Raw genomic sequence first — 25,505 nt, 5'->3', positions numbered from 1 at the left:
GCATTTCCAGCAAAGGTGCTTCGGCTAATGCGCAAAGCAAGAATTAGCAGACCTTCTTCATATCAATGTTGCGGTTGTGGCTCCACCGTCGCTTGCGTGTTTTTCGCGTCCGGTTCCTTGATACGGAACCAGGCAACATACAGCGCTGGCAAAAACAGAAGCGTAATCGCCGTACCGGCAATGATGCCGCCCATCATGGCATAGGCCATCGGTCCCCAGAACACCTCCCGCGCGATCGGGATCAATGCCAGACTTGCAGCCGCAGCGGTCAATGCGATGGGCCGCATGCGATGCTGGCTTGCCTGCACAACCGAATCCCATGGATGCATGCCCTCACTGATATGTTCTTCCACCTGCACGATCAGAATAACCGAGTTACGGATAAGAATGCCGATCAGCGCCAGCACGCCGAGGATTGCAACAAAACCAAGCGGCTTCCCGCTTGGAAGCAGCGCCGCAACCACACCGATCAGCCCCAAAGGTGCGACAGCGACCACGAGAAACAGACGCTGGAAGCTCTGCAATTGCAGCATCAGAACAGTTGCCATGACAAACAGCATCAGCGGCACCACGGCGGCGATAGGCCCCTGACTCTTGCCGCTTTCCTCAACCGTACCGGCTGTCACGATAGAATAACCTGCTGGCAGATTTTCGATGAAAGTTTTCACCGAAGGCTCTAATTCGCTCACAATCGTATCGGGCATCGTGTTGTCGTTGATACCCGCCGCGACCGTAATGGTCGGAATACGCGAGCGGCGATAGACCACCGGCTGCTCCAACTCGTAGCGGAAATTCGCAATCGCTGCGAGCGGCACGGAACTGCCGTTGCCAGTCGCGATTTGCAGGCTCTGAAGCGTGTCGATGGAATCGCGCTCATGCTTTTGCGCGCGCACGATGACGTCGATGAGATAGATCGAATCGCGCACCTGCGTAATGGGAATACCACCCACAATACCATTGAGCGTCGTGGCAATATCCTTGGATGAAATGCCAAGCTTACGCGCCTTGTCCTGCATCACATCAACACGAATAACCCTCCCCGGTTCGTTCCAGTTATAGCTGACAACGCCCAACCGCTTGTCGGCGCTCATGAGACCTGCAAAATCCTGAGCGATCCCGCGCAACTCCTGAATATCAGGCCCGGAAATACGATATTGCACGGGGCGGCCAACCGGCGGTCCCAGTTCGAGGAATTTTACAAACGTATCGGTGCCGACATAATCCCTGCGCAGAACTTCATCGAATTTCGCTTTGAGACGGTCACGCGCCTCAACGTCCTTGGCAACGACGACCATCTGCCCGAAATACGGGTTGGCCGGCTGCACATCGAAAGACAGAATAAAGCGGATTGCACTCTGTCCAATATAAGTGCTCCAGTGGTCAATGTCGGGATTATCCTTGAGCATTGTCTGCTCAAACCGTTCCATCTGCTCTCTTGTGTCGGCAATCGAACTGTTTTGTGGCAATGTCCAGTCAATCACCAGTTCCGGGCGATCCGATTCCGGGAAGAACTGGCGCTCAATGAAGCCCATTCCGAAAACCGAGACCACAAACAATGCAATTGTTGTGATGATTGTAATCCACTTGTGACGCATGGCCAGAAGCAGCGTGTTCGAGAAAGCCTGGAAAAAACGGCCGCGTTTTTCCTCATGGTGTTTCATCTTTTTGGGCAGCACCGTGACGCCCAAAAGGGGAGCAAACAACACTGCTACCACCCATGAAACGATCAGCGAGACCGCTATAACCACAAAAAGCGTGTAGGTATATTCGCCCGCCTGACTGGAATTGAGACCGATCGGAATAAAGCCCGCGATGGTTACGAGCGTCCCCGTTAACATCGGGAATGCCGTGTGCGAATAAACGTAGGTTGCGGCCTTGTGAATGGGATCACCATGTTCAAGCCGGGCGACCATCATTTCGACGGCAATCATCGCATCATCGACCAGAAGGCCGAGCGAGATGATCAATGCCCCCAAAGACACGCGTTGCAGCGAAATATCCATCAGTGACATGACGAGAAATGTGATGGCCAAAACCAGCGGGATTGACAGCGAAACCACAAATCCAGCCCGTAAACCAAGACTGATAAAGCTCACGGCAAGAACAATGACCACCGCTTCAAACAGCGCTTTGGTAAAGCCTGACACCGCGTCCTGAACGACTTCCGGCTGATCCGCAACCTTGAAAACATTGACCCCAACCGGCAGTTCGGCCGTCACCTTCTGCATCATGGCATCCAGCTTTTCGCCAAATTCCAGCAGATTGCCATTCGGCTTCATACCGATACCAAGCCCGATCGCATCCACCCCATTGACGCGGAAAATAGTCGAAGGAGGATCAACATAACCGCGCGTAATCGTTGCAACATCCGACAGGCGGAAAAAGCGGTCATTGACGCGCAGATTAACCGCGCGAAGATCGTCTTCAGAATCAAACTGCCCGCTCACCCGCACGCTGATGCGCTCTGGTCCAGCCTGCACGACACCAGAGGGCGTGATCGCGTTCTGATCCTGAAGTGCCTTCAGAATAGCCTGCTGATCAAGCCCAAGAGCCGCCACCTGCCGCGTTGAGAATTCAAGATAGATCGCCTCATCCTGTGCACCGATAAGCTCCACTTTGCCGGCACTTGGAATCGTCAGAATTTTGGCGCGCACTGCCTCGGCATAGTCGCGCAACTGACGCATCGACAGGCCATCCGATGTGAAGGCAAAAATATTGCCGAAAACATCCCCGAATTTATCGTTATAATACGGCCCATAAACACCTTCGGGCAGGTTCGGCTTAATGTCATCAAGCATGTGCCGGACGTCAGACCACGCCTTTGTCACCTGTTCCTTGCGCACCGTATCTTTTAGAAACACGAACACAACCGACTTGCCGGGCGTGGTTACGCTGCGCGTATAATCAAGCGTATCAAGCTCTTCGAGCTTCTTTTCAAGCCGGTCGGTGACTTGATTCATCGTTTCATCAATGGACGCACCGGGCCAGCTTGCCTGAACCACCATCGTCTTTACCGTGAATTCCGGGTCTTCCGCACGGCCAAGGTCGAGATAGGACACAAACCCGGCCACCAGAAACACCAGCATGAAATACCAAACGAGCGAACGATGGTTCAAAGCCCAGTCAGAAAGATTGAAACCCTTTTTCACAGGCTGCTTCCCTTCGCATCCAGTCGAACTTTCTGGCCTTCTTCAAGCTCGTTCACACCCGCCGTCGCCACATAGCTTCCCACCTCAACATTGTTGGCTAGAAAGCTGTCACTACGGCGTTCAACGACCTGAATATCGTGAAGGCGTACAGTTTGTGTTTTGGGGTCGATAACCCATATCGCGGTTTTGCCGTCTTTTTCCAACAAGGCCTGCATCGGCAGGATGACATGATCTTTTTGCGCGCGTAAGCGACCGGCACGGATGGTGGCACCAAGTCGAAAGCCTTCGGGCGGGTTCTCAAGCGCAATTCGAACGCGACGTGTGCGGGTCTGCGCGTCCGCTTGTGGGGCAACTTCCCGCACCGTACCTTGTCCTGTTACGCTCGGGTCTGCCTGAAGCTGAACATGAAAGGGTGTTCCTGCGACAAAATAGTCCGTCATATTATCAGGAATATCGAGAACGGCTTCGCGGATGTCAGGACGAGCAATCGTCATGACAACCTGCCCAGCCGCCACAACCTGACCGACTTCAGCATGGGTAGCCGAAATAACACCATCGAAATCTGAACTTAAAACAGCATAACCACGTTGGTCCTGCGCCTTTCGCAACCCGGCCTGTGCTTTTTCAAGCCCGGCCTGTGCACTGTCACGCGCCTGTTTTGCGGCATCGTAATCAGCTTGCGAGATATTGCTGCCTTTGAGCAGAATATTAAGACGCTCTTCACTGGCTGCAGCATTGGCAAACTGCGCCTGTGCGCTTGCAAGATCCGCTTTTGCTGACTGCACCGAAAGATCAAGCGCGGAGGGATCCAGCATTGCAACCGTCTCACCTTTCTTGACGAGATCTCCCACGATAACCGGGCGCGCGATCAGTCTCCCCAAGACTCGAAAAGCAAGATCGGTGGAGTAACGGGGCTCAATAGTACCTGCAAAACTGGTTTGAACAGCGGTTTTTGGCGTGGCAATTGTATAAAGCACGGGGCGAGCGGGCTCAGTCTCAGCCGATTTGCTCTCGTCTTGACCACACCCTGAAACAGCGGCAAGCACTGCAACCAAGGCAACCGGACCCAGAGTTTTCTTCAGCAGTTTCATTTTGCGCCGGCCTCTTGATAAGCTTGCGTAATTTGCGTTTGCGCACCTGCGCGCAGCATTTGCGCACCCTTTGTCACCACAAGATCACCGGCACTCAGACCGGAAGTAACGATGACGCGCTCTTTTTCGAATGCAAGCACCTGAACCGGCACCAGCATTGCAAGCTTCGTATCTTTGGCGACCTTCCAGACGGCCGTCTTTCCCGAATCGGAGGTGAGCGCACTCCATGGAAGGACAAAAACCTTCTGGCCACCCATGTGAACGGTACCGGTAACAATCGCGCCAAGCGCCATCTGCGGTGGCACTTCCGAAATACCGACCTTCACGCGTACAGTACCAGTCTTCGCATCAACCACGGGCGAGATTTCACGAATGCTTCCCTCAGCCTTGATATCTTCATCGGAAAGCAGACCGAGTGTAACGCCCATGCCTATTTTCGCATGATTGACCAATGTTTCCTGTACATCGAAAATGGCATCACGTGCACCATCTTCCGCAATCGAGAACGCCGTCTGTGCCGCCTGTACAACCTGACCAGTTTCGACATTCCGCGCCGTCACAACACCCGCGACCGGGGCGCGAAGCTCGGTATAAGACAGTTCATCCCGTGCATTGCTCAGCTGGCTTTCAGCATTGGAAACGGTGCTTTGCGCGGTACGTAAAATCTGTTGTGCCTGATCGAACTGACTGCGCGTGGTGAACCCCTGATCAAGCAAAGCCTGTTGTCGTTTGAAACTTGCCTCGGCCTGCACGAGCTGGGCGCGCGCCGCATCCAGCGATGCCTGCGCAACCCGCATATTGGCCTGCTGCTCCGCATTATCAATGCGTGCAAGCAATTCCCCTTTATTGACATGCTGGCCAATTTCGACAAGGCGTTCAACAACTTGGCCATTCACACGGAAAGATATGTTGACAAGCGAGCGGGCTGCGATAGCCCCCGATAGTGTCAGTTGCGGCTGGTAATCGACCAGCTCGCTTTCAATAACGGCAACCGGAATCGTGCCGCTCATTTCGGCATAGGCAGCCGATCCAGCCATCACCACTGCAGAACCTATCAAAAAAGCCGTCGCAAATAGTCTAAAACGAGCCTGTCTTATCTGCATAAGAGGAGGAATTTTAATAGCCATTCGAACGGTTCTCGCCTGTTTCTACGGCGCGTACAATGCTATTAAACGTGCGCTAAGAAAAGCGCGCCTTATAAACATCATTAACTGCCATTTCTGAATTTCACGGAATATCGGAAGCGCCTGACAACAAAACAAGGCGCAGATTAAATTATCTGCGAGTATCCTCAACAAGTTCAATTCCGGCACTATTGAGATCATACCATTTGCGCTGGGTCCGCTCATCGCTTTTGCGAATATCAATATAACCGCCTTCTGCACTCAAAGCCGCAATTTCCCGCAACACGAGCGCATGAGCAACGCCCAATATTCTTGCAAAACTTCGACTGTCCGACGCGGCACCCAGCACCAATGCGGCAATAATCCCGGCACCCAGCCGCGAGACCTTTCCCGATTGAGCCTCAAGCGCATCGACCAGCGTCAGATAATCGGCTTCCAGCGTCACGCGCTCAAAGCCTGCACCGGACGAAACGATACGATAATCGATTTTGATGTCGGTGTATCGCTGCCTTCACCAGCGCTGCCAAGCGGCACGAGAACATTCATCTCTGGATAGTAGCCAGCAATGCAACCACGTGGAATATCGTAAGGCACAAAACGGAAGTCACGAGCGACACGTTCAATACCATCATTGAATTCGCCGACAATATCCGCACGATCCCCGGCCTCGACACCAATATCCGACATATCGGCGGGATTCATGAAAACGACCTGACGCTCGCCATAGACGCCGCGATAGCGATCATCCATGCCATAAATCGTTGTATTGTACTGATCATGGCTGCGGAAAGTCTGCAACACGTAACGTCCGGGCTTGCCGCGGGCCTGCTGATGTTCAATTGCGTCAGGCAGTGCCCCTGTCCAGAATGTCGCCTTGCCTTTCGGCGTGCGCCATTCGAGTTCACGTGCCGAATTGCGCAGATGAAACCCGCGCGGCACCCGCACACGCGTGTTAAAATCGTAGAAATCCGGCAAAACCCGCGCGATATGATCACGAATGATATCGTAATCATCGGCCAATGCCAGCCAGTTGACCGGCTTTGGACCGAGTGTCGCATTTGCCATACGCGCGATGATTGAAACTTCCGAGCGAAGCAACGGCGAGGCAGGCTTATTGATGCCGCCAGACCCATGCACCATGCTCATCGAATCCTCAACCGTCACAATCTGTGCCACGCCTTTGGAATTGAGATCGATCTCTGTGCGCCCAAGGCAGGGAAGGATGAAAGAATCCTGACCCGGTACAAGATGGGAATGGTTGAGTTTGGTCGCGATGTGTACGGTCAGCCTTTGACCGGATAAAGCCTTGGCGATCATCGGGCTGTCAGGCGTCGCGCGCGCAAAATTTCCGCCAAGACCGATAAAGGCTTTCGCCGAACCATCGAGCATGGCGCCAATCGCGCCCAACACATTATGCCCTGGGGTGCGCGGAGCATCGAAACCAAATTCTTTTTCCAGCGCATCCAGAAAGGTTGCTGAAGGCTTTTCATTAATACCGACCGTGCGATCACCCTGCACATTGGAATGGCCGCGAACCGGACAAAGCCCCGCGCCTTGCTTGCCGATATTACCGCGTAGCAGCATGAAATTGGTGATTTCACGGATCATGATCACGGAATGACGATGCTGCGTGATGCCCATCGCCCATGTACAGATGACCCGTCCCGCATTCATATAAATGCGCGCCGCATGTTCAAGCGACTCACGTAAAAGCCCCGATTGATCTTCGATCTCTTCCCATGTCGTAGCGTCAACGGCTTTGCGATAAGCTTCAAGCTCAACCGTGTGCTCAGCCAGAAATTCGCGGTCCAGAACCGACGGCTCGCCGGCTGCGAGTGCGATATCATCGGCGGCAAACACAGCCTTTGCCATCCCGCGAAACGCTGCCAGATCACCGCCAAGGCGCGGCTGATAATAATCGCTGGCGATTGCTTCGCTTCCGCCATGCATCATTTCGAGCTTGTTCTGAGGATCGGAAAAGCGTTCAAGGCCGCGCTCACGCACCGGATTGAAAACCACGATTTTCGCCCCGCGTTCAGCGGCGCGGCGAAGGTCGCCCAGCATACGCGGATGGTTGGTTCCGGGGTTTTGACCAACGACAAAAATGGCGTCCGCGTGCTCGAAATCCTCGAGCAAAACGGTTCCCTTGCCGACACCGACCGACTGCGTCAGAGCCACACCGCTGGCTTCATGACACATGTTCGAGCAATCAGGAAAATTATTGGTGCCATAAGCACGCACAAACAGCTGATAGAGGAAAGCGGCTTCATTGGAGGCGCGACCCGATGTATAAAACTCGACACGGTCCGGCGTATCGAACCCTTTCAGAATCTCGCCGATAACCGCAAAAGCCTCATCCCAATCGACGGCCTCATATTTATCGGTCGCGGCATTGTAGCGCATTGGATGTGTGAGGCGACCAGTATTCTCCAGCGCGTAATCCGTCCATGAGCGCAGTTCGGAAACTGTATGCTCGGTAAAAAACTTCGGCGTCGTGCGTCGATCCGTTGCTTCCCAGGCGACAGCTTTCACACCGTTTTCGCAAAACTCGAAAGAAGAACCATGCTCAGGATCTCCCCAGGCACAGCCGGGGCAATCGAAACCGTCGGGCTGATTGGCTTTGAGCAGCGTCCGCGCACCCGTCAGTGGCGCACCGCTAGCCAGCAACTGCTTGCCACAGCTTTTCAACGCGCCCCATCCACCCGCAGCACTCGACTTTTTGCCGATAAATCCAGTGTCGTGAGTTTTGCTCATTTTGCTATCCTCGACTGCGCAGCCTTTCAGCCCAACCATTTATACGCAACGATACCACTTTCTCAGGCTATTGATCTTCAATATGCGTCTAAAGTAGCCGTTAATCGTCACAAAGTCCCGTTCACTTCATAGCATATGACATCAACATTTCGGTCACAAAACCACCGGATAGTATAGTTGGAAGTGACATACGATCAAATTACCGCGAGTGATGAGCCGCCAACCATCGGATAGCTCTTGATTTCAACAAAACAATCCTTCATGCGATTGGTAAAGAAAACTGACCACGAAGGGTGGGAGAATGCCCAAAATCGTCGAAATCGCTGACCTGAAGCGATTGGCCAAACGCCGTGTCCCGAAGATGTTCTTCGACTATGCGGATTCCGGTGCCTGGACGGAATCGACTTATCGCGCCAATGAAAGCGATTTCTCCAAAATCAAGCTGCGCCAGCGCGTTCTGGTCGATATGACCAATCGCTCGCTGGAAACGACGATGGTCGGCCAAAAGGTTTCGATGCCTGTGGCCCTCGCCCCGACGGGCCTCACGGGCATGCAACATGCAGACGGTGAAATGCTGGCTGCACAGGCTGCCGAAGCCGCCGGAGTTCCGTTCACTCTTTCAACCATGAGCATCTGTTCAATCGAAGACGTGGCGTCTGTGACAAAGAAGCCATTCTGGTTCCAGCTCTATGTGATGAAAGACCGCGAATTCGTAAAGAGCCTGATCAGTCGTGCCAAGGCGGCAGGCTGTTCAGCTCTCGTGCTGACACTTGATCTGCAAATTCTCGGGCAGCGGCACAAAGATTTACGCAACGGACTTTCGGCCCCGCCAAAATTCACTCCAAAGCACATCTGGCAGATGGCCACGCGTCCGGGCTGGTGCCTTGGAATGCTCGGCACTCAGCGTCGCACCTTCCGCAATATTGCGGGTCACGCAAAAAACGTGACCGACCTGTCCTCCCTTTCTGCATGGACCGCAGAACAGTTCGATCCACAGCTCAACTGGCACGACGTGGCATGGATCAAGGAACAATGGGGCGGCAAGCTGATCCTCAAGGGCATCCTTGACGAAGAAGATGCGCAGATGGCAGCGAAAACCGGTGCCGATGCGATTATCGTATCCAACCACGGCGGGCGCCAGCTGGATGGTGCGGTCTCCTCCATCTCCATGCTCAAGCCAATTGTCGATGCCGTTGGCGACAAAATCGAAGTCCATATGGATGGCGGTGTCCGGTCGGGACAAGACGTGCTGAAAGCGCGCGCGCTGGGTGCGCAGGGCGTATTCATCGGCCGTCCGTTCCTATACGGACTTGGCGCCATGGGTAAGGAAGGCGTTACACTCGCACTTGAGATCATCCGCAAAGAACTCGACATCACGATGGCTCTCTGTGGCAAGCGCAACATTAACGATATCGACCAGTCCGTCATACAGTCAATCGATTTCAAGTAAAGATTGCAGAACCCGGCTCAGGCCGGGTTTTTCTTTCCCGGTTAGACGACACTTCTCAAGATAAATACTACCGCAAGTTTAGTGCTCGCTAATAAGAAGTAACGATAGCTTAAGCATATTCATTTACCATCTTTTTCGAACGGTTCGGGAACCGCAATTATTTCGGTTGGAGTTGGGTAGATGAAATATGTTTCCGCTATAGCGCTCATGACATGCAGCATGTTGATCGGTGCAAACGGAGCGCATGCAGCTGACATTGTTTATGAAGAGCCGCCCGTGGTGACTCCTGCGCCTCTAGCCGCCTCCGGCTGGTATATTCGTGGCGATATTGGCTATAATTTCAAAAACAAGACGGATGGGAATTGGGCTTTTTGGAATCAATTTGATCCACCCTATCGCGGCATTGACGACACATTGAAATATGACGAATTCAAGCTGAAAGGTGGCGCATCCTACGGCGTTGGCGTCGGCTATCGTTTCAACGAAATGTTCCGCACAGATGCGACACTGGATTTCTTCCGCGCCAATATTAATGGCCGGACAAATTGCACCAGTTATGTAAAGAGCGCCCACGGCCTCAACCCGGTCGAAGATAATTGCCATTATGAAGACGCTTCAACGGCAAATATCTGGACGGCAATGGCCAATGCCTATGTCGATCTGCCAAAAGTCGGAGCGGTCACGCCTTATCTTGGTGCCGGTCTGGGTGCAGCCTATGTAAAATACGGCAATTGGGACACGCGCCAGGTCTGCTCCGGTGTCACAACTCGCGATTGCGATTACCAGTCAGACAAAAGCGGCCTCGACAGCTGGCGTTTTGCCATGGGCCTGATGGCTGGTGTGAGCTACGACCTCACCGAGCAGCTGAAATTTGACCTGGGCTATCGTTATCTGCGTATCAACGGTGGCAAGGCCTATGGTTATGACGCTGCTGATCGCAGCACAAACCCCTACGGCAGCGCTGAAGGTCCGGGCGCAACAGGCGCACAGGCCAAGGACAACGGCTTTAACATCCATACCGTCCGCGCCGGTCTTCGTTACGAATTCCGCTAGAGCGTATCCCGAAAAGTGCGAAGCGGTTTTCGGAACAAGATGTGCGTAAAAACAAATAGATAGAGCATTTCCAATGACTCAATCTAAACAGGAAATGCTCTAGGACTGCTCCTGTTATGACAATAAAAGTCCGGTCAATTGCCGGGCTTTTTTCTATGCGCGCGGCGGCGGTGCTTTCGAGAGCAGCACGGTTCTGATTGCAAAGCTCGAATGAATCCGCGCGACGCCCGGCAACCGCGACAGAATCTCCTTATGGATGATTTCATAGGAAGCGGCATTCTCCGCCTCAACCCGCAGAATATAATCCGCATCGCCGGTCATCAGGTAACATTCCTGTACTTCCGGATGGCGCCGCACCGCCTCTTCAAAGCGGTTGAGATATTCTTCCGTCTGCCGGTCCAGTGTGATGCGAACAATCGCCACCAGCCGCTCATCCCCGCCGGAAGATCCAACAATCGCCGTATATCCGCGAATAACACCACTTTCTTCGAGAATCTGTACGCGCCTGAGACAGGCCGACTGTGAAAGCCCCACCTCGGCTGCGAGTTGGCTATTCGTCATCCGGCCATCGCGCCGCAGCGAACGGATGATATTGCGGTCTATGCTGTCCAGTGTCGCCATGAATATTCTTCGAATGATGAGCTAATAAGTGCGTAAATCATGCTAAAATTCGCATAATCTACGACAAAATGCAAAAACATTCGAATAGTCTTCGACTATCATGATCGCTATTACCTTGGGAGCAAGAAATAGCGATCCGCCAATCGCCGAAGTCTGCCCCAAAGTAATGTGCTTTTGGGAGGAAGCGGATTAAATTCCAAGCATCCCACCAACAAACCGAGTGCGCTGGAAATGACCGATATGTCGATGCATTTTTCTCAAACTGAACAAGACCTCGCCGCAGGCGGTGTTCTGACCATCGACCTCGAAGCGCTGCGCCACAATTATGCGACCATCGCAAAGCGCATCGCACCAACCCGCGCAGCCGCTGTTGTGAAAGCTGATTCTTACGGTCTTGGAGCAAACCGTGTCGCACCGGCTTTTTATGAAGCCGGCTGCCGCGATTTCTTCGTGGCCCATCTTGGTGAAGCAATTACGCTTCGCCCTTTTCTCAATCCTGATGCGACGCTTTATGTGCTCAACGGCCTTCAGCCCGGCACGGAAGCTGCCTGCGCACGCGAAAAAGTCCTGCCTGTTCTCAACTCGCTGGAGCAGATTGAGAACTGGTCGGCACTTGCTGCAAGCCTGAATGAAAAACTGCCCGCGCTTCTGCAGATCGATACCGGCATGTCGCGCCTTGGCCTGTCGGCCAAAGAACTTGATCAACTGGTCGACGACCAGCACCTGCTTGACCATATCGATATCAAATTTGTCATCAGCCATCTGGCGAGTGGTGATGAGCCGGAAAATCCTGCCAATGCCCGCCAGCTCGCGGCCATGAATGCAGCGCTCGCACGTTTGCCAAAACTGCCTGTGGCATTTTCAAATTCCGGCGGCTGCTTTCTCGAAAACACTTACCACTACAATCTCGCACGTCCGGGCGTGGCTCTTTATGGCGTTGGCCCGGAGATTGGCGAGAACCCCATCAAGCCGGTGCTGGAACTCTCCGCGCGCGTCATTCAGGTGCGCGATATCGATAAGGGGGCAGCTGTCGGCTATGGCGGTACGTTCGTCGCAAGAAAACCCATGCGGATTGCAACCATCGCTGTCGGATATGCCGATGGCTGGTTCCGCGCTTTGAGCAATAAGGGTTCCGCTTTTTACGGTGATACGCGTCTGCCGATTGTCGGCCGTGTGTCGATGGATTCGATCACGCTTGATGTGACGGCCCTGCCGGAAGGCACGCTTAAACTCGGCAGTCTGGTTGAACTTGTGGGCCCACACCAGCGGCTCGAAGATGTGGCACGTGATTGCGAAACCATCCCCTATGAAATCCTGACTTCGTTGGGCCACCGCTATGCGCGTGTTTACGTGGATGGCCAAACATCAAAAGAAAAAGCATAAACAGAGGCGAACATGCAGATCACCATTCTCGGCAGCGGCGTCATTGGCGTCACCACGGCATATTATCTGGCCAAGCTCGGCCACGAAGTTACTGTCGTCGATCGTGAAGAAGGCCCCGCTCTTGAAACAAGCTTCGCCAATGCCGGACAGGTGTCCCCCGGCTATGCGTCACCTTGGGCTGCCCCCGGCATTCCATTGAAAGCCGCCAAATGGCTGTTTCAGAAACATGCACCGCTGGTTCTGCGCCTGACCACTGATCCGAAACAGTATAGCTGGCTGCTGCAAATGCTCGCCAACTGCACCGAGAGCCGCTACAAGATCAATAAGACCCGTATGGTTCGGGTGGCCGAATATAGCCGCGATTGCCTTGTCGCGTTGCGCGAAGAAACCGGCATTCAGTATGACCAGCGCACACAGGGCACTTTGCAGCTGTTCCGAGAACAGTATCAGCTCGACGGCATCGGCAAGGATATTGAAGTTCTTCGTCAGGATGGCGTGCCGTTTGAAGTGCTTGATCGCGAAGATTGCGTGCGGGTCGAGCCCGCTCTGGCGCGCGCCAGAGACAAGTTCGTAGGCGGCCTGCGCCTGCCGCATGATGAAACCGGCGACTGTTTCAAATTCACCAATGAACTGGCGAAAATCGCCGAAGGTCTCGGCGTCAAGTTCCGCTTCGGCGTTGATATCAAATCGCTTCTGCTGACAGGTGGAAAAGTCTCCGGCGTTGAGACGTCGGAAGGCGTCTTGACGGCTGATCGCTATGTCGTGGCTCTCGGCAGCTACACGCCCGCTCTGGTCAAGTCGCTTGGCCTGAACGCTCCGATCTATCCGGTGAAAGGCTATTCGATCACCGCCCCGATCATTAATGAAGAACTGGCGCCGGTCTCGACCGTGCTTGATGAAAGTTACAAGATTGCCATTACCCGTCTTGGCGACCGCATCCGTGTGGGCGGAATGGCCGAAGTCTCCGGCTTCACCAAGGACCTGCCGGCTGCACGTCGCGCAACGCTTGATCTGTCGGTGAGCGATTTGTTCCCGGGCGGCGATCTCAAGGCTGCAACCTTCTGGTCGGGCCTGCGCCCAATGACGCCGGATTCAACGCCGATCATCGGCGCAACCCGCTACGACAATGTGTTTATCAATGCGGGCCACGGCACACTTGGCTGGACCATGGGTCCCGGCTCCGGCAAACTGCTCGCAGACCTTATCTCTGGCAATAAGCCAGACATTCAGGCCGACGATTTAAGCATCGCCCGCTACTCATAAGCTTAACGCTATCAAAAACTTGGTGGTGTGCAGGCGCTCACCACCTCGCAGGCAACAGGCCCCACGCACTTGAACCGATGCGGCAGCTTGCTGGAGAAATAATAGGCATCGCCCGGCCCAAGGATTCGGCGCTCGCTGCCGACCGTCACCTCGATGCGACCGGAAATGACGATGCCCCCCTCCTCGCCTTCATGCATCAGCAGAACCTTGCCGGTGTCCGATCCCGGCTCGTAGCGCTCTTTGAGAATTTGCAGCGAACGCGCAAAGAGGTGATCGCCGACCTGCCGATAGGAAATCGGCCCCTTGCCAATCTCCACCAGCTCATCCGCCTGATAGAAGACCTTGTGCGGTGCATCCGGCTCCAGAGCAAAAAACTCGGCCATGCCGATAGGAATTCCATCCAGAATGCGCTTTAATGCACCCACCGAAGGATTGGACTGATTGGCTTCGATCAGCGATATGGTGGAATTGGTCACGCCAGCACGTTTTGCAAGCTCTCGCTGAGACAGATTCTGCCGCATGCGCACATAGCGAAGCCTGCCTCCGATATCGATGCTCATCGACGGTTCCCCTTATTGTTTATGATGTTCGATATATCACAAACTTCTGTTTCAAAGCACATAATTTCAATGGCTTAAATTTTTCAAGAAAAGGACTTGTTGCCTTCGATAATGCATGGCCTTTATTCTTCAGAGCCTTATTCAAAATGCGGCATGTGCGCACGAAAATGGTGGTTTTCGAGTACCGGAGCGCAGTGTACTTAAATGTGCATGAGCACCGGACGCAGGACATTCGCATTTGCAGCCGATCAGGGCGGCTTTTGGAACAGGCTATCAAATAGGAGGTCGGAATGCTAAACAATACCAACGCGCCAAGTCTTGATAATTTCTGGATGCCATTTACGGCGAACCGCCAATTCAAGGCCGCCCCGCGCCTGCTCGCAAGCGCTTCGGGCATGTATTACACAGATGTTGACGGCAATCAGGTTCTGGATGGCACGGCTGGCCTTTGGTGCTGCAATGCCGGTCATGGCCGCAAGCAGATCACGCAGGCCGTTGAGCGCCAGATTTCCACCATGGATTTCGCGCCGACTTTCCAGATGGGCCACAACGTCGCTTTCGACTTTGCTGAAAAGCTCGCAGCCATTGCGCCCGGTGGCCCGGATGCCAAACTTGATCGCGTGTTCTTCACCAATTCCGGCTCGGAATCGGTCGATACCGCTCTCAAGATCGCCATCGCCTATCAGCGCGCCATTGGCCAGGGCACCCGTACCCTCGTGATCGGTCGCGAAAAAGGTTATCACGGCGTCGGCTTCGGCGGCATTTCTGTCGGTGGCCTCGTCAACAACCGCCGCGTTTTCCCGCAGATCCCGGCCGACCACATGCGCCATACGCTCGATATTGGCCGCAATGCATTCTCCAAAGGCTTGCCGGAATACGGCATTGAACTCGCCGACGATCTGGAGCGTCTGGTTCAGCTGCACGGCGCAGAAAAGATTGCCGCTGTCATCGTCGAGCCAATGTCCGGTTCCGCCGGTGTCGTTCTGCCACCAAAGGGCTATCTCGAACGTATCCGCGCGACCGCTGACAAGCACGGCATTCTGGTGATCTATGACGAAGTTATCACCGGCTTCGGACGTCTCGGCACTCCATTTGCGGTCGATTATTTCGGCGTGAAGCCTGATCTCGTTACCGTCGCCAAGGGCCTGACCAACGGTGCAATCCCGATGGGTGCTGTCTTTGCAAGCCGAAGCGTGTATGACGCGCTGATGACCGGCCCGGAAAACGCCATCGAACTTTTCCATGGTTACACCTATTCCGGCCATCCGGTTGCCTGTGCCGCCGGTCTTGCGACGCTTGAAATCTACGCCGAAGAAGATCTTCTGACCCGCGGCGCAGAACTGGCCGAATATTGGCAGAACGCACTTCACTCGCTGAAGGGCGCTCCAAATGTTATCGACATCCGTAACCTCGGACTCGTTGGTGCAATCGAACTGTCGTCACGCGAAGGCGCCATCGGTGCACGCGCCTATGACGTCTTTGTTGATTGCTTCAAGAAGGGTCTCCTGATCCGCGTCACCGGCGATGTGATCGCCCTTTCGCCACCACTTATCGTGGAGAAGGAACAGATCGACACCATCGTTTCCATGATCGGAGATGCGCTGAAACGCGCGGCCTGATCACCACCCAGGTCAGCTGCAAGTTGGCCGCCGCTTTCCCCTGCGGCGGCTTTTTTTGTGAATCGCATTCTCTGGAATCTCGCGCAAAGGATTCTGCGCATTATCATTTTAGCGGCCGCTACGCGCGAAGCCACCAAAAGCGTAATAACGTTACATTACATCGCTAAATTCAGCTCTGCGACGGTGTAAACTTCGCCACAAGTGCATGACTATCGCCCGGATAAGTGAAACGCACATGCGTCACTGGTTGATCGGCATTCCATGTCTGGCGCTCAACAACAAGACAGGGGGAACCGGCAGGTACGCCAAGTGTTGCAGCATTTTCTTCGGTTGAGACAACCGCGCGGATGGAATGCTGCGCATTGCTCCACGGCACGCATGAAACGAGCCACGGACCGGGTGACTGCTCGGCAAAATCGGTCTCTGCTGCGCCTGGCACAGCATCAAGACTGATAATGCGTTCTTCCAGCGCAAAGACCCGCTTTCCAGCATAATGACGGCAGACAAGTTCGACCAGCGGCGTGTGTCGCGGCATGTCGATATGGCGCGCATCGGCAGGGCCGCTCAACCGCTCATTTCGTTTCAGCAGCTCAAACCGATAAGGCTGCCCAAGCGCTGCAACCTCATCGCGGATATCATGGATTTCAAGAATCGCGGCTTGCGACTGCGGGAAGGAAACAAAGCTGCCAGAACGGCGCTTACGCTCAATCAGACCGGCTTTTGCCAGCTGCGTCAGCGCCTTGTTCACGGTCATGCGTGAGCAATTATAATACGCGGTCAGCTCGTGTTCAAACGGGATGCGATGACCGGGCTGCCATTCGCCGGAAATAATGCGCGTTTCAATATCATCCAGAATACGCTGATGCAGCGACATTGTAGTTTCGCCGTGTCTGGATGAAATATCGTGCACGTCCCGCTCGCCTCACTTAATTATTGCAGCAATTCTCCGATCACTCTCTGGAAAGCACGCTCTGCCGCATCGCGCAAGCGGTGATGTCCGCCCTCCACCTGTTTCACGCCGCGCACCCACACATCGTATGCACGCGCGCGACCGGCAAAAATCCAGCCATCGAGAACCGCATCCTCTTTTGCATGCGGCAGACGCTCAACATCAAGCGATACAAAATCTGCCGAAGCACCCGGTTTCAAACCATCGCCTTCGCAACCCATAGCAATATTGCCGCCGGTCAATGCACCATCAAACAAAGCTCGTCCGGTCGAGCCTTCATTTTTCGCCAGCACATTGCGCGCACGATGCAGCAAACGCTGCGAATATTCATATTGCCGCAACTCATCGCCAATACCGATCAACACGTTGGAGTCAGACCCAACACCGAACCTGCCACCATTGGCCTCAAAAACTGTGGCGTTGAATGTGCCGTCGCCAAGATTGGCTTCCGTGACCGGGCATAGACCGGCAATCGCACCCGTTTTCGCCATGCGCACAGTTTCCGTGTCACGCATATGCGTTGCATGAATAAGGCACCAGCGCGACGATAATTCCTGATGGTCAAGCAGCCATTCGACAGGTCGCTGCCCAAACCACGCAATGCAGTCCTCCACTTCCTTGACCTGTTCGGCAATGTGAATATGCACTGGCGCGTCGGGCAAAAGCTTTGCTGCAAAAGTCAGCTCATCCGGGGTGACAGCACGCAGACTGTGCGGCGCCACGCCAAGCACGGCACCATCAAAACCGGAAAGCGCCCTCTCGCAACCCTCGATCAAACGGGCAAAGCCAGCTTCATCATTGATAAAACGACGCTGGCCTTCATTGGGTTCGGCCCCGCCAAAGCCTGAATGCGCGTAAAGCACCGGCAACAGGGTTAAGCCAATGCCAGCACTTTGCGCTGCCGAGACAATGCGATCCGCCATTTCCGAGATATTGCTATATGGCGTGCCGTCGCGATCATGATGCAGATAGTGAAACTCGCCGACGCGGGTAAAACCCGCTTCCAGCATATCGACATAAAGCCGCAATGCGACCGCTTCCGCCTGTTCAGGCGTCATGGTCAGGGCGAACTTATACATGATCTCGCGCCAGCTCCAGAAGCTGTCAGCCGATGGTCCGCGCTGTTCAGCAAGGCCAGCCATGCCATATTGAAACGCGTGACTGTGCAGATTTGGCATTCCGGCTACGATAACCTTATGGCGCTCGTCACCCAGCTGCGCTTCAACGCCAGTTTCCACAGAAGCAATTTTTCCCTGCGCCAGACCAAGCCGCACATCCTCTGCCCAGCCGGTTTGCAAAAGTGCTTGTTCAGCATGAATAAATTGCGTTCTGGCGGCTGTCGCTGACATCTTGCTCGTTCCTCTTTTCGCCCTGTTTGCAGCATCACTTTTCAACAGATTACATGCGGATGCATTTTTCTATTGGCGGTTCCGTTAATATGTATATACATTATATCAAAACAGGGGAAGCGAGAAAACGCTCATGACACAGAAATCCAACTTCGTCCTGACCAATGCACGCATTGCCACGCTCAACGAGCAGGCAGAGGGGCTTGGCCTGATCGAAGCCGCGGCAATTGCCATCCAACACGGCAAAATCGCTTATGTCGGCGCAGAAATTGATCTTCCCGCAGACTATGCTTCGTATGACAAAATCGACTGTGAAAACCGGCTGATCACACCGGGACTCATCGACTGCCACACGCATCTGGTCCACGCAGGCAATCGTGCACATGAATTTGAACTGCGCCTGAATGGTGCCACTTACGAAGAAGTTGCCCGTGCGGGCGGTGGCATTGTTTCGTCGGTCAAAAACCTGCGCGCGGCCAGCGAAGATGATCTGGTCCGTGAAACCCTGCCCCGCCTCGATGCGCTGATTGCTGAAGGTGTCACCACGGTTGAAGTCAAATCGGGTTATGGTCTCGATACAGACAGCGAAGCAAAATCATTGCGTGCGGCTCGCCGTCTTGGGCATGAACGCGATGTCGCCATTCGCACCACATTTCTGGGCGCGCATGCCCTGCCGCCGGAAATGAATGGCGACAAAACGGCTTTCATCGACAAGATCGTCAACGAAATGCTGCCTGCTATTGCGAGCGAAAATCTCGCCGATGCGGTGGACGGGTTCTGCGAAGGCATCGCCTTCCTGCCGGATGAAATCGCCCGCGTTTTCGATGCTGCAAAGGCGCATGGCCTTCAGGTCAAACTCCACGCAGACCAGCTTTCCAATCTGCATGGTGCAGCTCTTGCAGCGTCCTACGACGCGCTTTCCGCCGATCATCTCGAATATACCGATGCTGACGGCGCGCAAGCCATGGCAAAAGCCGGAACTGTCGCGGTTCTGCTTCCCGGCGCTTATTATTTCATCCGCGAAACGCAAAAACCGCCGGTCGATCTTTTCCGTGCGGCCGGCACAAAGATGGCGCTGGCCACCGACAACAATCCCGGCACTTCGCCGCTGACCTCGCTTCTGCTCACCATGAATATGGGGGCAACGCTGTTTCGTATGACAGTCGATGAATGCATTGCAGGCGTCACCCGCGAAGCAGCCCGTGCTCTTGGCATTCTCGATCAGACCGGCACGCTGGAGGTCGGCAAGGATGCCGATCTTGCCATCTGGAGCGTCGAGCGTCCGGCAGAGCTTGTTTACCGCATTGGCTTCAACCCGCTGTGGAAGCGGGTTTTCAAAGGCCGCTATCAGTAATTTTCAATGGAGCTTTCCATGTCCCTCGTTCTTCATCCCGGCAACGTTTCGCTTGGCGTACTTGAACAAATCTATCGCGGCAATCTCGCCGCCCGGATTGATCCGTCTTTCCATGCAGGCGTCGAGAAGGCTGCGGCACGCATCGCCGAAATCGCCGCGGGCGATGCTCCGGTTTATGGTATCAACACCGGCTTTGGTAAGCTCGCCTCAATCCGCATTGCACCGGAAGACGTCGCAACACTTCAGCGCAATCTCATTCTGTCGCATTGCTGCGGCGTGGGTGAGCCGTTGAGCGAAGACATCGTGCGCCTCATCATGGCGCTCAAGCTCATTTCGCTTGGCTGTGGCGCATCGGGTGTGCGGCTCGAACTCGTCACCCTTATCGAAGCCATGCTTGAAAAAGGCGTGATCCCGATGATTCCAGCCAAGGGTTCGGTTGGCGCTTCGGGCGATCTCGCACCGCTCGCGCATATGGCAGCGGCGATGATCGGCGAAGGCGAAGCCTTCTATCAGGGCGAACGTATGCCATCAGCAAGGGCCCTCGAACAAGCAGGTCTGAAGCCTGTCGTTCTGGCCGCGAAGGAAGGTCTGGCACTCATCAACGGCACACAGACCTCGACGGCACTGGCATTGGCCGGCCTGTTCCGCGCGCATCGCGCCTTGCAGGCAGCCCTTATCACCGGCGCGCTTTCGACCGATGCGGCAATGGGTTCAACCGCCCCGTTCCATCCCGATATCCATACCCTGCGCGGCCATCAGGGCCAGATCGATACGGCCGCAGCACTGCGCAATCTTTTGTCTGGTTCGGTCATTCGTGAGAGCCACCTTGAAGGCGACCAGCGCGTGCAGGACCCTTATTGCATCCGCTGTCAGCCACAGGTGGATGGTGCAGCCCTCGATATTCTGCGCCAAGCTGCCCGCACACTTGAAATCGAAGCAAACGCCGTGACCGACAATCCGCTGGTTCTCTCAGACAACAGTGTGGTTTCGGGCGGCAATTTCCACGCAGAACCGGTTGCTTTCGCCGCCGACCAGATCGCACTTGCTGTCTGCGAAATCGGCGCAATTGCCCAGCGCCGCATTGCGCTTCTGGTTGATCCGGCCCTTTCCTTCGGCCTGCCAGCCTTCCTTGCCAAGAAGCCCGGCCTCAATTCGGGTCTGATGATTGCCGAAGTCACATCGGCAGCACTCATGAGCGAAAACAAGCAGATGGCGCATCCGGCATCGGTTGATTCCACGCCAACCTCCGCCAATCAGGAAGATCATGTGTCCATGGCCTGCCACGGTGCCCGCCGCCTGTTGCAGATGACGGAAAACCTCAATGCTATCATCGGCATTGAAGCTCTGACCGGCGCACTCGGCGTCGAATTGCGCGGGCCCCTTGAAACCAGCCCTGAACTGAAAAACGCCATCGCCGTTCTGCGTGCAAAAGTGCCGACGCTGGAAATTGATCGCTACATGGCCAACGATTTGGCAAGCGCAAGCCAAATCATTGCCGACGGCTCGTTCACCGCCAGCATCAGCGCCAATATCCTGCCTGCACTGGAGGCGTGATATGAGTGCATTTGAAGTCCATCAAGGTTCATCACCCGTCATTCTCGGCCTGCCCCATACCGGCACCGATGTGCCGGAAGACATATGGGCGCGGCTCAATGACAATGGCCGCATTCTTGCCGACACCGACTGGCATATCCATCAGCTCTATGACGGACTTCTGGACAATGTCACGACCGTCCGCGCCACCTTTCATCGCTATTGCATCGATGCCAATCGCGATCCGGCAGGCGTCAGCCTCTATCCGGGCCAGAACACGACAACGCTGATCCCGGAAACCGATTTCGACGGTATTGCTATCTGGAAAGACGGCGAAGCGCCGAACAAAGCCGACATTGCCGACCGCATCGGCCGTTTTCACAAGCCGTATCACGAGGCTTTGGCCTCCGAAATCGAACGGGTGAAAGCAACCCACGGCGTAGCAATCCTTTATGACTGCCACTCCATCCGTTCGCATATCCCGTTCCTGTTTGAAGGCAAGCTGCCCGATTTCAACATCGGCACAGACCTCGGCAAGACTTGCGCACCGGAAATTGAAACCGCAGCCGTGGAAGTGACCCAAAACGCCACCGGCTACACGTCTATCCTCAATGGCCGTTTTAAGGGCGGCTGGACGACCCGTCATTACGGCAGGCCCGAAACCGGTATCCACGCCATCCAGATGGAACTGGCGCAATCCACGCATCTGGCGACCGAGGCCGTCCCTTTTGCATATGACGAAGCCAAGGCTGAACCTCTGCGCGCCCATCTCAAAAACCTATTGCAGCGTCTCGAACAGATCGCTTCCACTCTATAAAAAGGGGAAATCATGACCAACCCACGTCATAATGAACGCGACATACGCGCTCCACGCGGCACAGAACTCAATGCCAAGAGCTGGCTCACCGAAGCCCCTCTGCGCATGTTGATGAACAATCTCGATCCCGACGTTGCCGAGCGCCCGCATGAGCTGGTTGTCTATGGCGGCATTGGTCGCGCAGCCCGCACATGGGACGATTTCGACCGCATCGTTGCAACACTGAAGACGCTCAACGACGACGAAACCCTGCTGGTGCAGTCGGGCAAGCCGGTCGGCGTGTTCCGCACCCACAAGGATGCCCCGCGCGTTCTGATCGCCAATTCCAACCTCGTACCACATTGGGCAACCTGGGACCATTTCAACGAACTGGATAAGAAAGGTCTCGCCATGTACGGCCAGATGACCGCCGGTTCGTGGATTTACATTGGTGCACAGGGCATTGTTCAGGGCACCTACGAAACCTTTGTGGAAGCCGGTCGCCAGCATTATGACGGTAACCTCAAAGGTAAGTGGATTCTGACCGGCGGTCTGGGCGGCATGGGCGGTGCACAGCCGCTTGCGGCGGTCATGGCTGGCGCTTGCTGTTTGGCCGTTGAATGCGACGAAACCCGCGCCGACTTCCGCCTGCGTACTCGTTATGTCGATGAAAAGACCCACAGCCTCGATGAAGCTCTCGCCAAGATCGACGAATGGACCAAGGCAGGCGAAGCCAAATCCATTGCGCTGATCGGCAATGCTGCTGAAATATTCCCGGAACTCGTCAAACGTGGCGTGCGCCCTGACATCGTGACCGACCAGACCTCGGCACATGATCCGGTGCATGGTTATCTGCCAATCGGCTGGAGCGTTGCTGAATGGCGCGCCAAGCAGGAGAGCGACCCGAAAGGCGTAGCCAAAGCTGCCCGCGCTTCGATGAAGGTGCAAGTTCAGGCCATGCTCGATTTCTGGAATGCTGGCATTCCAACGGTGGATTACGGCAACAATATCCGCCAGATGGCGCTTGAAGAAGGTCTAAAAGACGCCTTTGCCTTCCCGGGTTTCGTGCCTGCCTATATCCGTCCGCTGTTCTGCCGCGGCATTGGGCCTTTCCGCTGGGCGGCGCTCTCGGGTGATCCGGAAGATATCGCAAAGACCGACGCCAAGGTGAAGGAACTGCTGCCGGACAACAAGCACCTGCACAACTGGCTCGACATGGCGAAGGAACGCATCGCGTTTCAGGGCCTGCCAGCGCGCATTTGCTGGGTTGGCCTCGGTGATCGTCACCGCCTCGGCCTCGCTTTCAACGAAATGGTCCGCAATGGCGAACTGAAAGCACCAATCGTCATTGGCCGCGATCACCTCGATTCAGGCTCGGTTGCTTCGCCGAACCGCGAAACCGAAGCCATGAAGGACGGCTCGGACGCCGTATCCGACTGGCCGCTGCTCAATGCGCTGCTCAACACGGCATCGGGCGCAACTTGGGTCTCGCTCCATCATGGCGGCGGCGTCGGCATGGGCTTCTCCCAGCATTCGGGCATGGTCATCTGTTGTGACGGTTCGGAAGATGCCGATCAGCGCATCGCTCGTGTGCTGTGGAACGATCCGGCCACCGGCGTCATGCGTCATGCCGATGCGGGCTATGAAGAAGCGCTCGATTGGGCAAAGCAGCAGGGTCTGCGCCTGCCTGCGATCCTCGGAAATTAATCCATGAAAGTGTTGCGCAACGCCGACCACAAACGCATGCCATGGAAAAACGGCGGCGGTGTTACTGTCGAAATTGCCATTCATCCAAAAGAAGCGTCAGTCGATAATTTCGACTGGCGCATTTCCACAGCAACCGTTGCCAATGATGGCGCCTTCTCGGTATTCGCCGGAATTGATCGCACATTGTCGGTACTGCAAGGCAACGGCATTCTTCTCGATGTTGAAGGTGTGGAAACCACCCTCACCCGCGAGACAGCACCCTTTGCTTTCGCCGCCGATGCCAGCTCTGGCGCCCGTCTCATCGACGGAAGAATAACCGATCTCAACGTCATGACGCGACGCGGGCGCTTCACACATCACGTGGAGCGCATCGCCATTGATGATTCGCAAATCATTGCGCCAGAAGACAGCACCATGCTCATTTTCTGTGCAGAAGGTAATTTTGATCTGAAAACAGCCAACGGAATCGCGCAGATAGGCCCACAAGATTGTCTGATCCTGTCGAAAAATGAGCGGGTTTCTTTAGAACTGATTGGCAAGGGAATAGTGTACTATATTTCGATTATAGACGTATAATCAAAGATATAGACATATCCAGACGCAAACCGGACGCCAAGAATTCTTTCGTGACCTCTCTGGACAGAAATCTCCGTCCTGCTAATTTGTCCGAAACAATATGTATATGCTTAAAACACTATAAAAGGGGTACTCGCATATGAAAAAATCCTGGCTGGTTGGTGCTGCTTTTACCGCCCTCGCCTTTGCTTCCACGGCTCAGGCAGAAACAAATGTCTCTATCGGCTTTTCCGGTTGGACAGGCTTTGGCCCTCTGACGCTCGCCAAGGAAGCGGGTATCTTCAAAAAGAACGGCCTCAATGTAACGCTCAATAAAATCCCGCAGGCGAGCCGCCACCTGGCGCTGGCATCGGGCGATATCCAGTGCGCTGCAACCACGGTTGAAACATGGATTATCTGGAACTCCGCTGGCGTGAAGTCCAAACAGATTTTCCAGATGGACAAATCTTACGGCGCTGACGGCATTGCCGTTCGCGGAGACGTCAATTCCTTCGCCGATCTTAAAGGCAAAACCGTTGCCGCTTCCGCACCCGGTACATCGCCTTACTTCTTCCTGGCCTATATGCTGGCCAAAAACGGCATGACAACCAAAGACGTGAAGATCGTCAACATGGAACCAGGACCTGCCGCACAGGCATTCGTTGCAGGCCAGAATGATGCGGCCATGACCTACGAGCCATATCTCTCGACAGTCCGCGCTGCACCAGACAAAGGCAAAATCCTTGCGACGACGCTGGAATATCCAGCCGTGATGGACACGGTCGGCTGCACACCGGATTTTCTAGAAAAGAATCCTGAAGCTGCAAAGGCACTCGCCACCAGCTATTTTGAAGCGCTTGAAATGATCGCAGCGGATCCGGCCAAGTCATATGAAATCATGGGCAAGGACGTGAAGCAGTCGGGTGAAGAGTTCGGCAAATCGGCTTCGCATCTGCGCTGGCAGGACAAGGCAGCCAACCAGAAATTCTTTGAAGGTGAATTCAAGGAATTCTCGGAAGAGGCTGCCCAGCTACTGCTTGACGCCGGCGTGATCAAGAACAAGCCAAACCTCGACGAGATTGTCGATATCAGCTTTATCAAGTAAGTCACATCGCAATGCAGGCTCGGACAGCAATGTCCGGGTCTGTTTGATTTCCGTCCCTTCCTGAGGGGCACGCTCGGACTTAACGGATAC

20 protein-coding genes are annotated in these 25,505 nt (G+C 54.8%); 11 read left to right on the top strand and 9 right to left on the bottom strand.

All coding sequences use genetic code 11. The features are described 5' to 3' along the window. Nucleotides 1–62 precede the first annotated feature (62 nt). The 5 genes from H5024_RS04705 to H5024_RS04685 all read right to left on the bottom strand — a co-directional run bounded on the left by H5024_RS04705 (nt 63) and on the right by H5024_RS04685 (nt 8,118). Nucleotides 63–3,149, bottom strand: a complete 3,087-nt coding sequence (locus H5024_RS04705; RefSeq protein WP_187544254.1) for an efflux RND transporter permease subunit — start codon at nt 3,147–3,149, stop codon at nt 63–65. Further along, nucleotides 3,146–4,240, bottom strand: coding sequence for an efflux RND transporter periplasmic adaptor subunit (locus H5024_RS04700; protein WP_187544253.1), 1,095 nt, complete (start codon nt 4,238–4,240; stop codon nt 3,146–3,148). The genes H5024_RS04705 and H5024_RS04700 overlap by 4 nt, the downstream gene beginning before the upstream one ends. Then, complete coding sequence (locus H5024_RS04695) at nt 4,237–5,343, bottom strand: efflux RND transporter periplasmic adaptor subunit (protein ID WP_187546602.1); 1,107 nt, start codon at nt 5,341–5,343, stop codon at nt 4,237–4,239. Before H5024_RS04695 ends, H5024_RS04700 begins: the two co-directional genes overlap by 4 nt. Before the next feature lie 172 nt (nt 5,344–5,515). Beyond that, on the bottom strand, nt 5,516–5,809 hold the full coding sequence (locus H5024_RS04690) for a hypothetical protein (RefSeq protein ID WP_187544252.1): 294 nt from the start codon (nt 5,807–5,809) through the stop codon (nt 5,516–5,518). Next, nucleotides 5,806–8,118, bottom strand: a complete 2,313-nt coding sequence (locus H5024_RS04685) for an FdhF/YdeP family oxidoreductase (protein ID WP_187544251.1) — start codon at nt 8,116–8,118, stop codon at nt 5,806–5,808. The genes H5024_RS04690 and H5024_RS04685 overlap by 4 nt, the downstream gene beginning before the upstream one ends. Before the next feature lie 301 nt (nt 8,119–8,419). Here H5024_RS04685 and H5024_RS04680 point away from each other — a divergent pair, with 301 nt between their 5' ends. Then, on the top strand, nt 8,420–9,568 hold the full coding sequence (locus H5024_RS04680; RefSeq protein ID WP_187544250.1) for an alpha-hydroxy acid oxidase: 1,149 nt from the start codon (nt 8,420–8,422) through the stop codon (nt 9,566–9,568). A gap of 180 nt (nt 9,569–9,748) precedes the next feature. Beyond that, nucleotides 9,749–10,621 carry an outer membrane protein gene (locus H5024_RS04675; protein WP_187544249.1) on the top strand — a complete coding sequence of 291 codons (873 nt, stop codon included), beginning with the start codon at nt 9,749–9,751 and terminating at the stop codon, nt 10,619–10,621. A 153-nt stretch (nt 10,622–10,774) separates the two neighbouring features. Here the strand turns inward: H5024_RS04675 and H5024_RS04670 are convergent, their stop codons facing one another. Beyond that, nucleotides 10,775–11,242, bottom strand: a complete 468-nt coding sequence (locus tag H5024_RS04670; RefSeq protein ID WP_024899340.1) for an Lrp/AsnC family transcriptional regulator — start codon at nt 11,240–11,242, stop codon at nt 10,775–10,777. Between the two features lie 231 nt (nt 11,243–11,473). On the opposite strand from H5024_RS04670, the gene alr reads away from it, so the two are divergent. Both alr and H5024_RS04660 read left to right on the top strand, forming a co-directional pair. Further along, a complete protein-coding gene (gene alr, locus H5024_RS04665; RefSeq protein ID WP_187544248.1) occupies nt 11,474–12,625 on the top strand; it encodes an alanine racemase in 1,152 nt (383 codons plus the stop codon). A 12-nt stretch (nt 12,626–12,637) separates the two neighbouring features. Next, the gene (locus H5024_RS04660) at nt 12,638–13,888 is read left to right on the top strand and encodes a D-amino acid dehydrogenase (RefSeq protein ID WP_187544247.1); all 1,251 of its coding nucleotides are present in this window, start codon (nt 12,638–12,640) and stop codon (nt 13,886–13,888) included. An 11-nt stretch (nt 13,889–13,899) separates the two neighbouring features. Here H5024_RS04660 and H5024_RS04655 read toward each other — a convergent pair whose 3' ends face one another. After that, nucleotides 13,900–14,448, bottom strand: a complete 549-nt coding sequence (locus H5024_RS04655; RefSeq protein WP_007876209.1) for a cupin domain-containing protein — start codon at nt 14,446–14,448, stop codon at nt 13,900–13,902. A gap of 290 nt (nt 14,449–14,738) precedes the next feature. On the opposite strand from H5024_RS04655, the gene H5024_RS04650 reads away from it, so the two are divergent. Next, nucleotides 14,739–16,067 (top strand): aspartate aminotransferase family protein, encoded by a 1,329-nt coding sequence (locus H5024_RS04650; RefSeq protein ID WP_187544246.1) that lies wholly within the window; start codon nt 14,739–14,741, stop codon nt 16,065–16,067. Nucleotides 16,068–16,236: 169 nt separating this feature from the next. Here H5024_RS04650 and hutC read toward each other — a convergent pair whose 3' ends face one another. Together hutC and H5024_RS04640 are read right to left on the bottom strand one after the other, a co-directional pair. Further along, on the bottom strand, nt 16,237–16,941 hold the full coding sequence (gene hutC, locus H5024_RS04645; RefSeq protein ID WP_187546600.1) for a histidine utilization repressor: 705 nt from the start codon (nt 16,939–16,941) through the stop codon (nt 16,237–16,239). 56 nt (nt 16,942–16,997) lie between these two features. Then, nucleotides 16,998–18,365, bottom strand: a complete 1,368-nt coding sequence (locus tag H5024_RS04640; RefSeq protein ID WP_187544245.1) for a formimidoylglutamate deiminase — start codon at nt 18,363–18,365, stop codon at nt 16,998–17,000. Between the two features lie 133 nt (nt 18,366–18,498). On the opposite strand from H5024_RS04640, the gene hutI reads away from it, so the two are divergent. The 6 genes from hutI (at nt 18,499) to H5024_RS04610 (ending at nt 25,415) form a co-directional block, all read left to right on the top strand. After that, nucleotides 18,499–19,719: an imidazolonepropionase gene (gene hutI, locus H5024_RS04635; protein WP_187544244.1), complete on the top strand. Its 1,221-nt coding sequence runs from the start codon at nt 18,499–18,501 to the stop codon at nt 19,717–19,719. 18 nt (nt 19,720–19,737) lie between these two features. Further along, nucleotides 19,738–21,273 carry a histidine ammonia-lyase gene (gene hutH / locus H5024_RS04630; RefSeq protein WP_187544243.1) on the top strand — a complete coding sequence of 512 codons (1,536 nt, stop codon included), beginning with the start codon at nt 19,738–19,740 and terminating at the stop codon, nt 21,271–21,273. Between the two features lies 1 nt (nt 21,274). Continuing rightward, a complete protein-coding gene (hutG, locus tag H5024_RS04625; RefSeq protein ID WP_187544242.1) occupies nt 21,275–22,069 on the top strand; it encodes an N-formylglutamate deformylase in 795 nt (264 codons plus the stop codon). Between the two features lie 12 nt (nt 22,070–22,081). Then, entirely contained in the window at nt 22,082–23,755 is a 1,674-nt protein-coding gene (gene hutU / locus H5024_RS04620) for a urocanate hydratase (protein WP_187544241.1), read from the top strand. Nucleotides 23,756–23,758: 3 nt separating this feature from the next. Then, a complete protein-coding gene (locus H5024_RS04615) occupies nt 23,759–24,331 on the top strand; it encodes a HutD family protein (protein ID WP_247875210.1) in 573 nt (190 codons plus the stop codon). A 139-nt stretch (nt 24,332–24,470) separates the two neighbouring features. Continuing rightward, nucleotides 24,471–25,415: an ABC transporter substrate-binding protein gene (locus tag H5024_RS04610; RefSeq protein WP_187544240.1), complete on the top strand. Its 945-nt coding sequence runs from the start codon at nt 24,471–24,473 to the stop codon at nt 25,413–25,415. Nucleotides 25,416–25,505: the final 90 nt, after the last annotated feature.

The sequence above is a fragment of the Ochrobactrum sp. Marseille-Q0166 genome (assembly GCF_014397025.1).
GTDB lineage: Bacteria > Pseudomonadota > Alphaproteobacteria > Rhizobiales > Rhizobiaceae > Brucella.
Note: the sequence above shows the minus strand (reverse complement) of the source record. Positions and strands in the feature narration are given on the sequence as shown.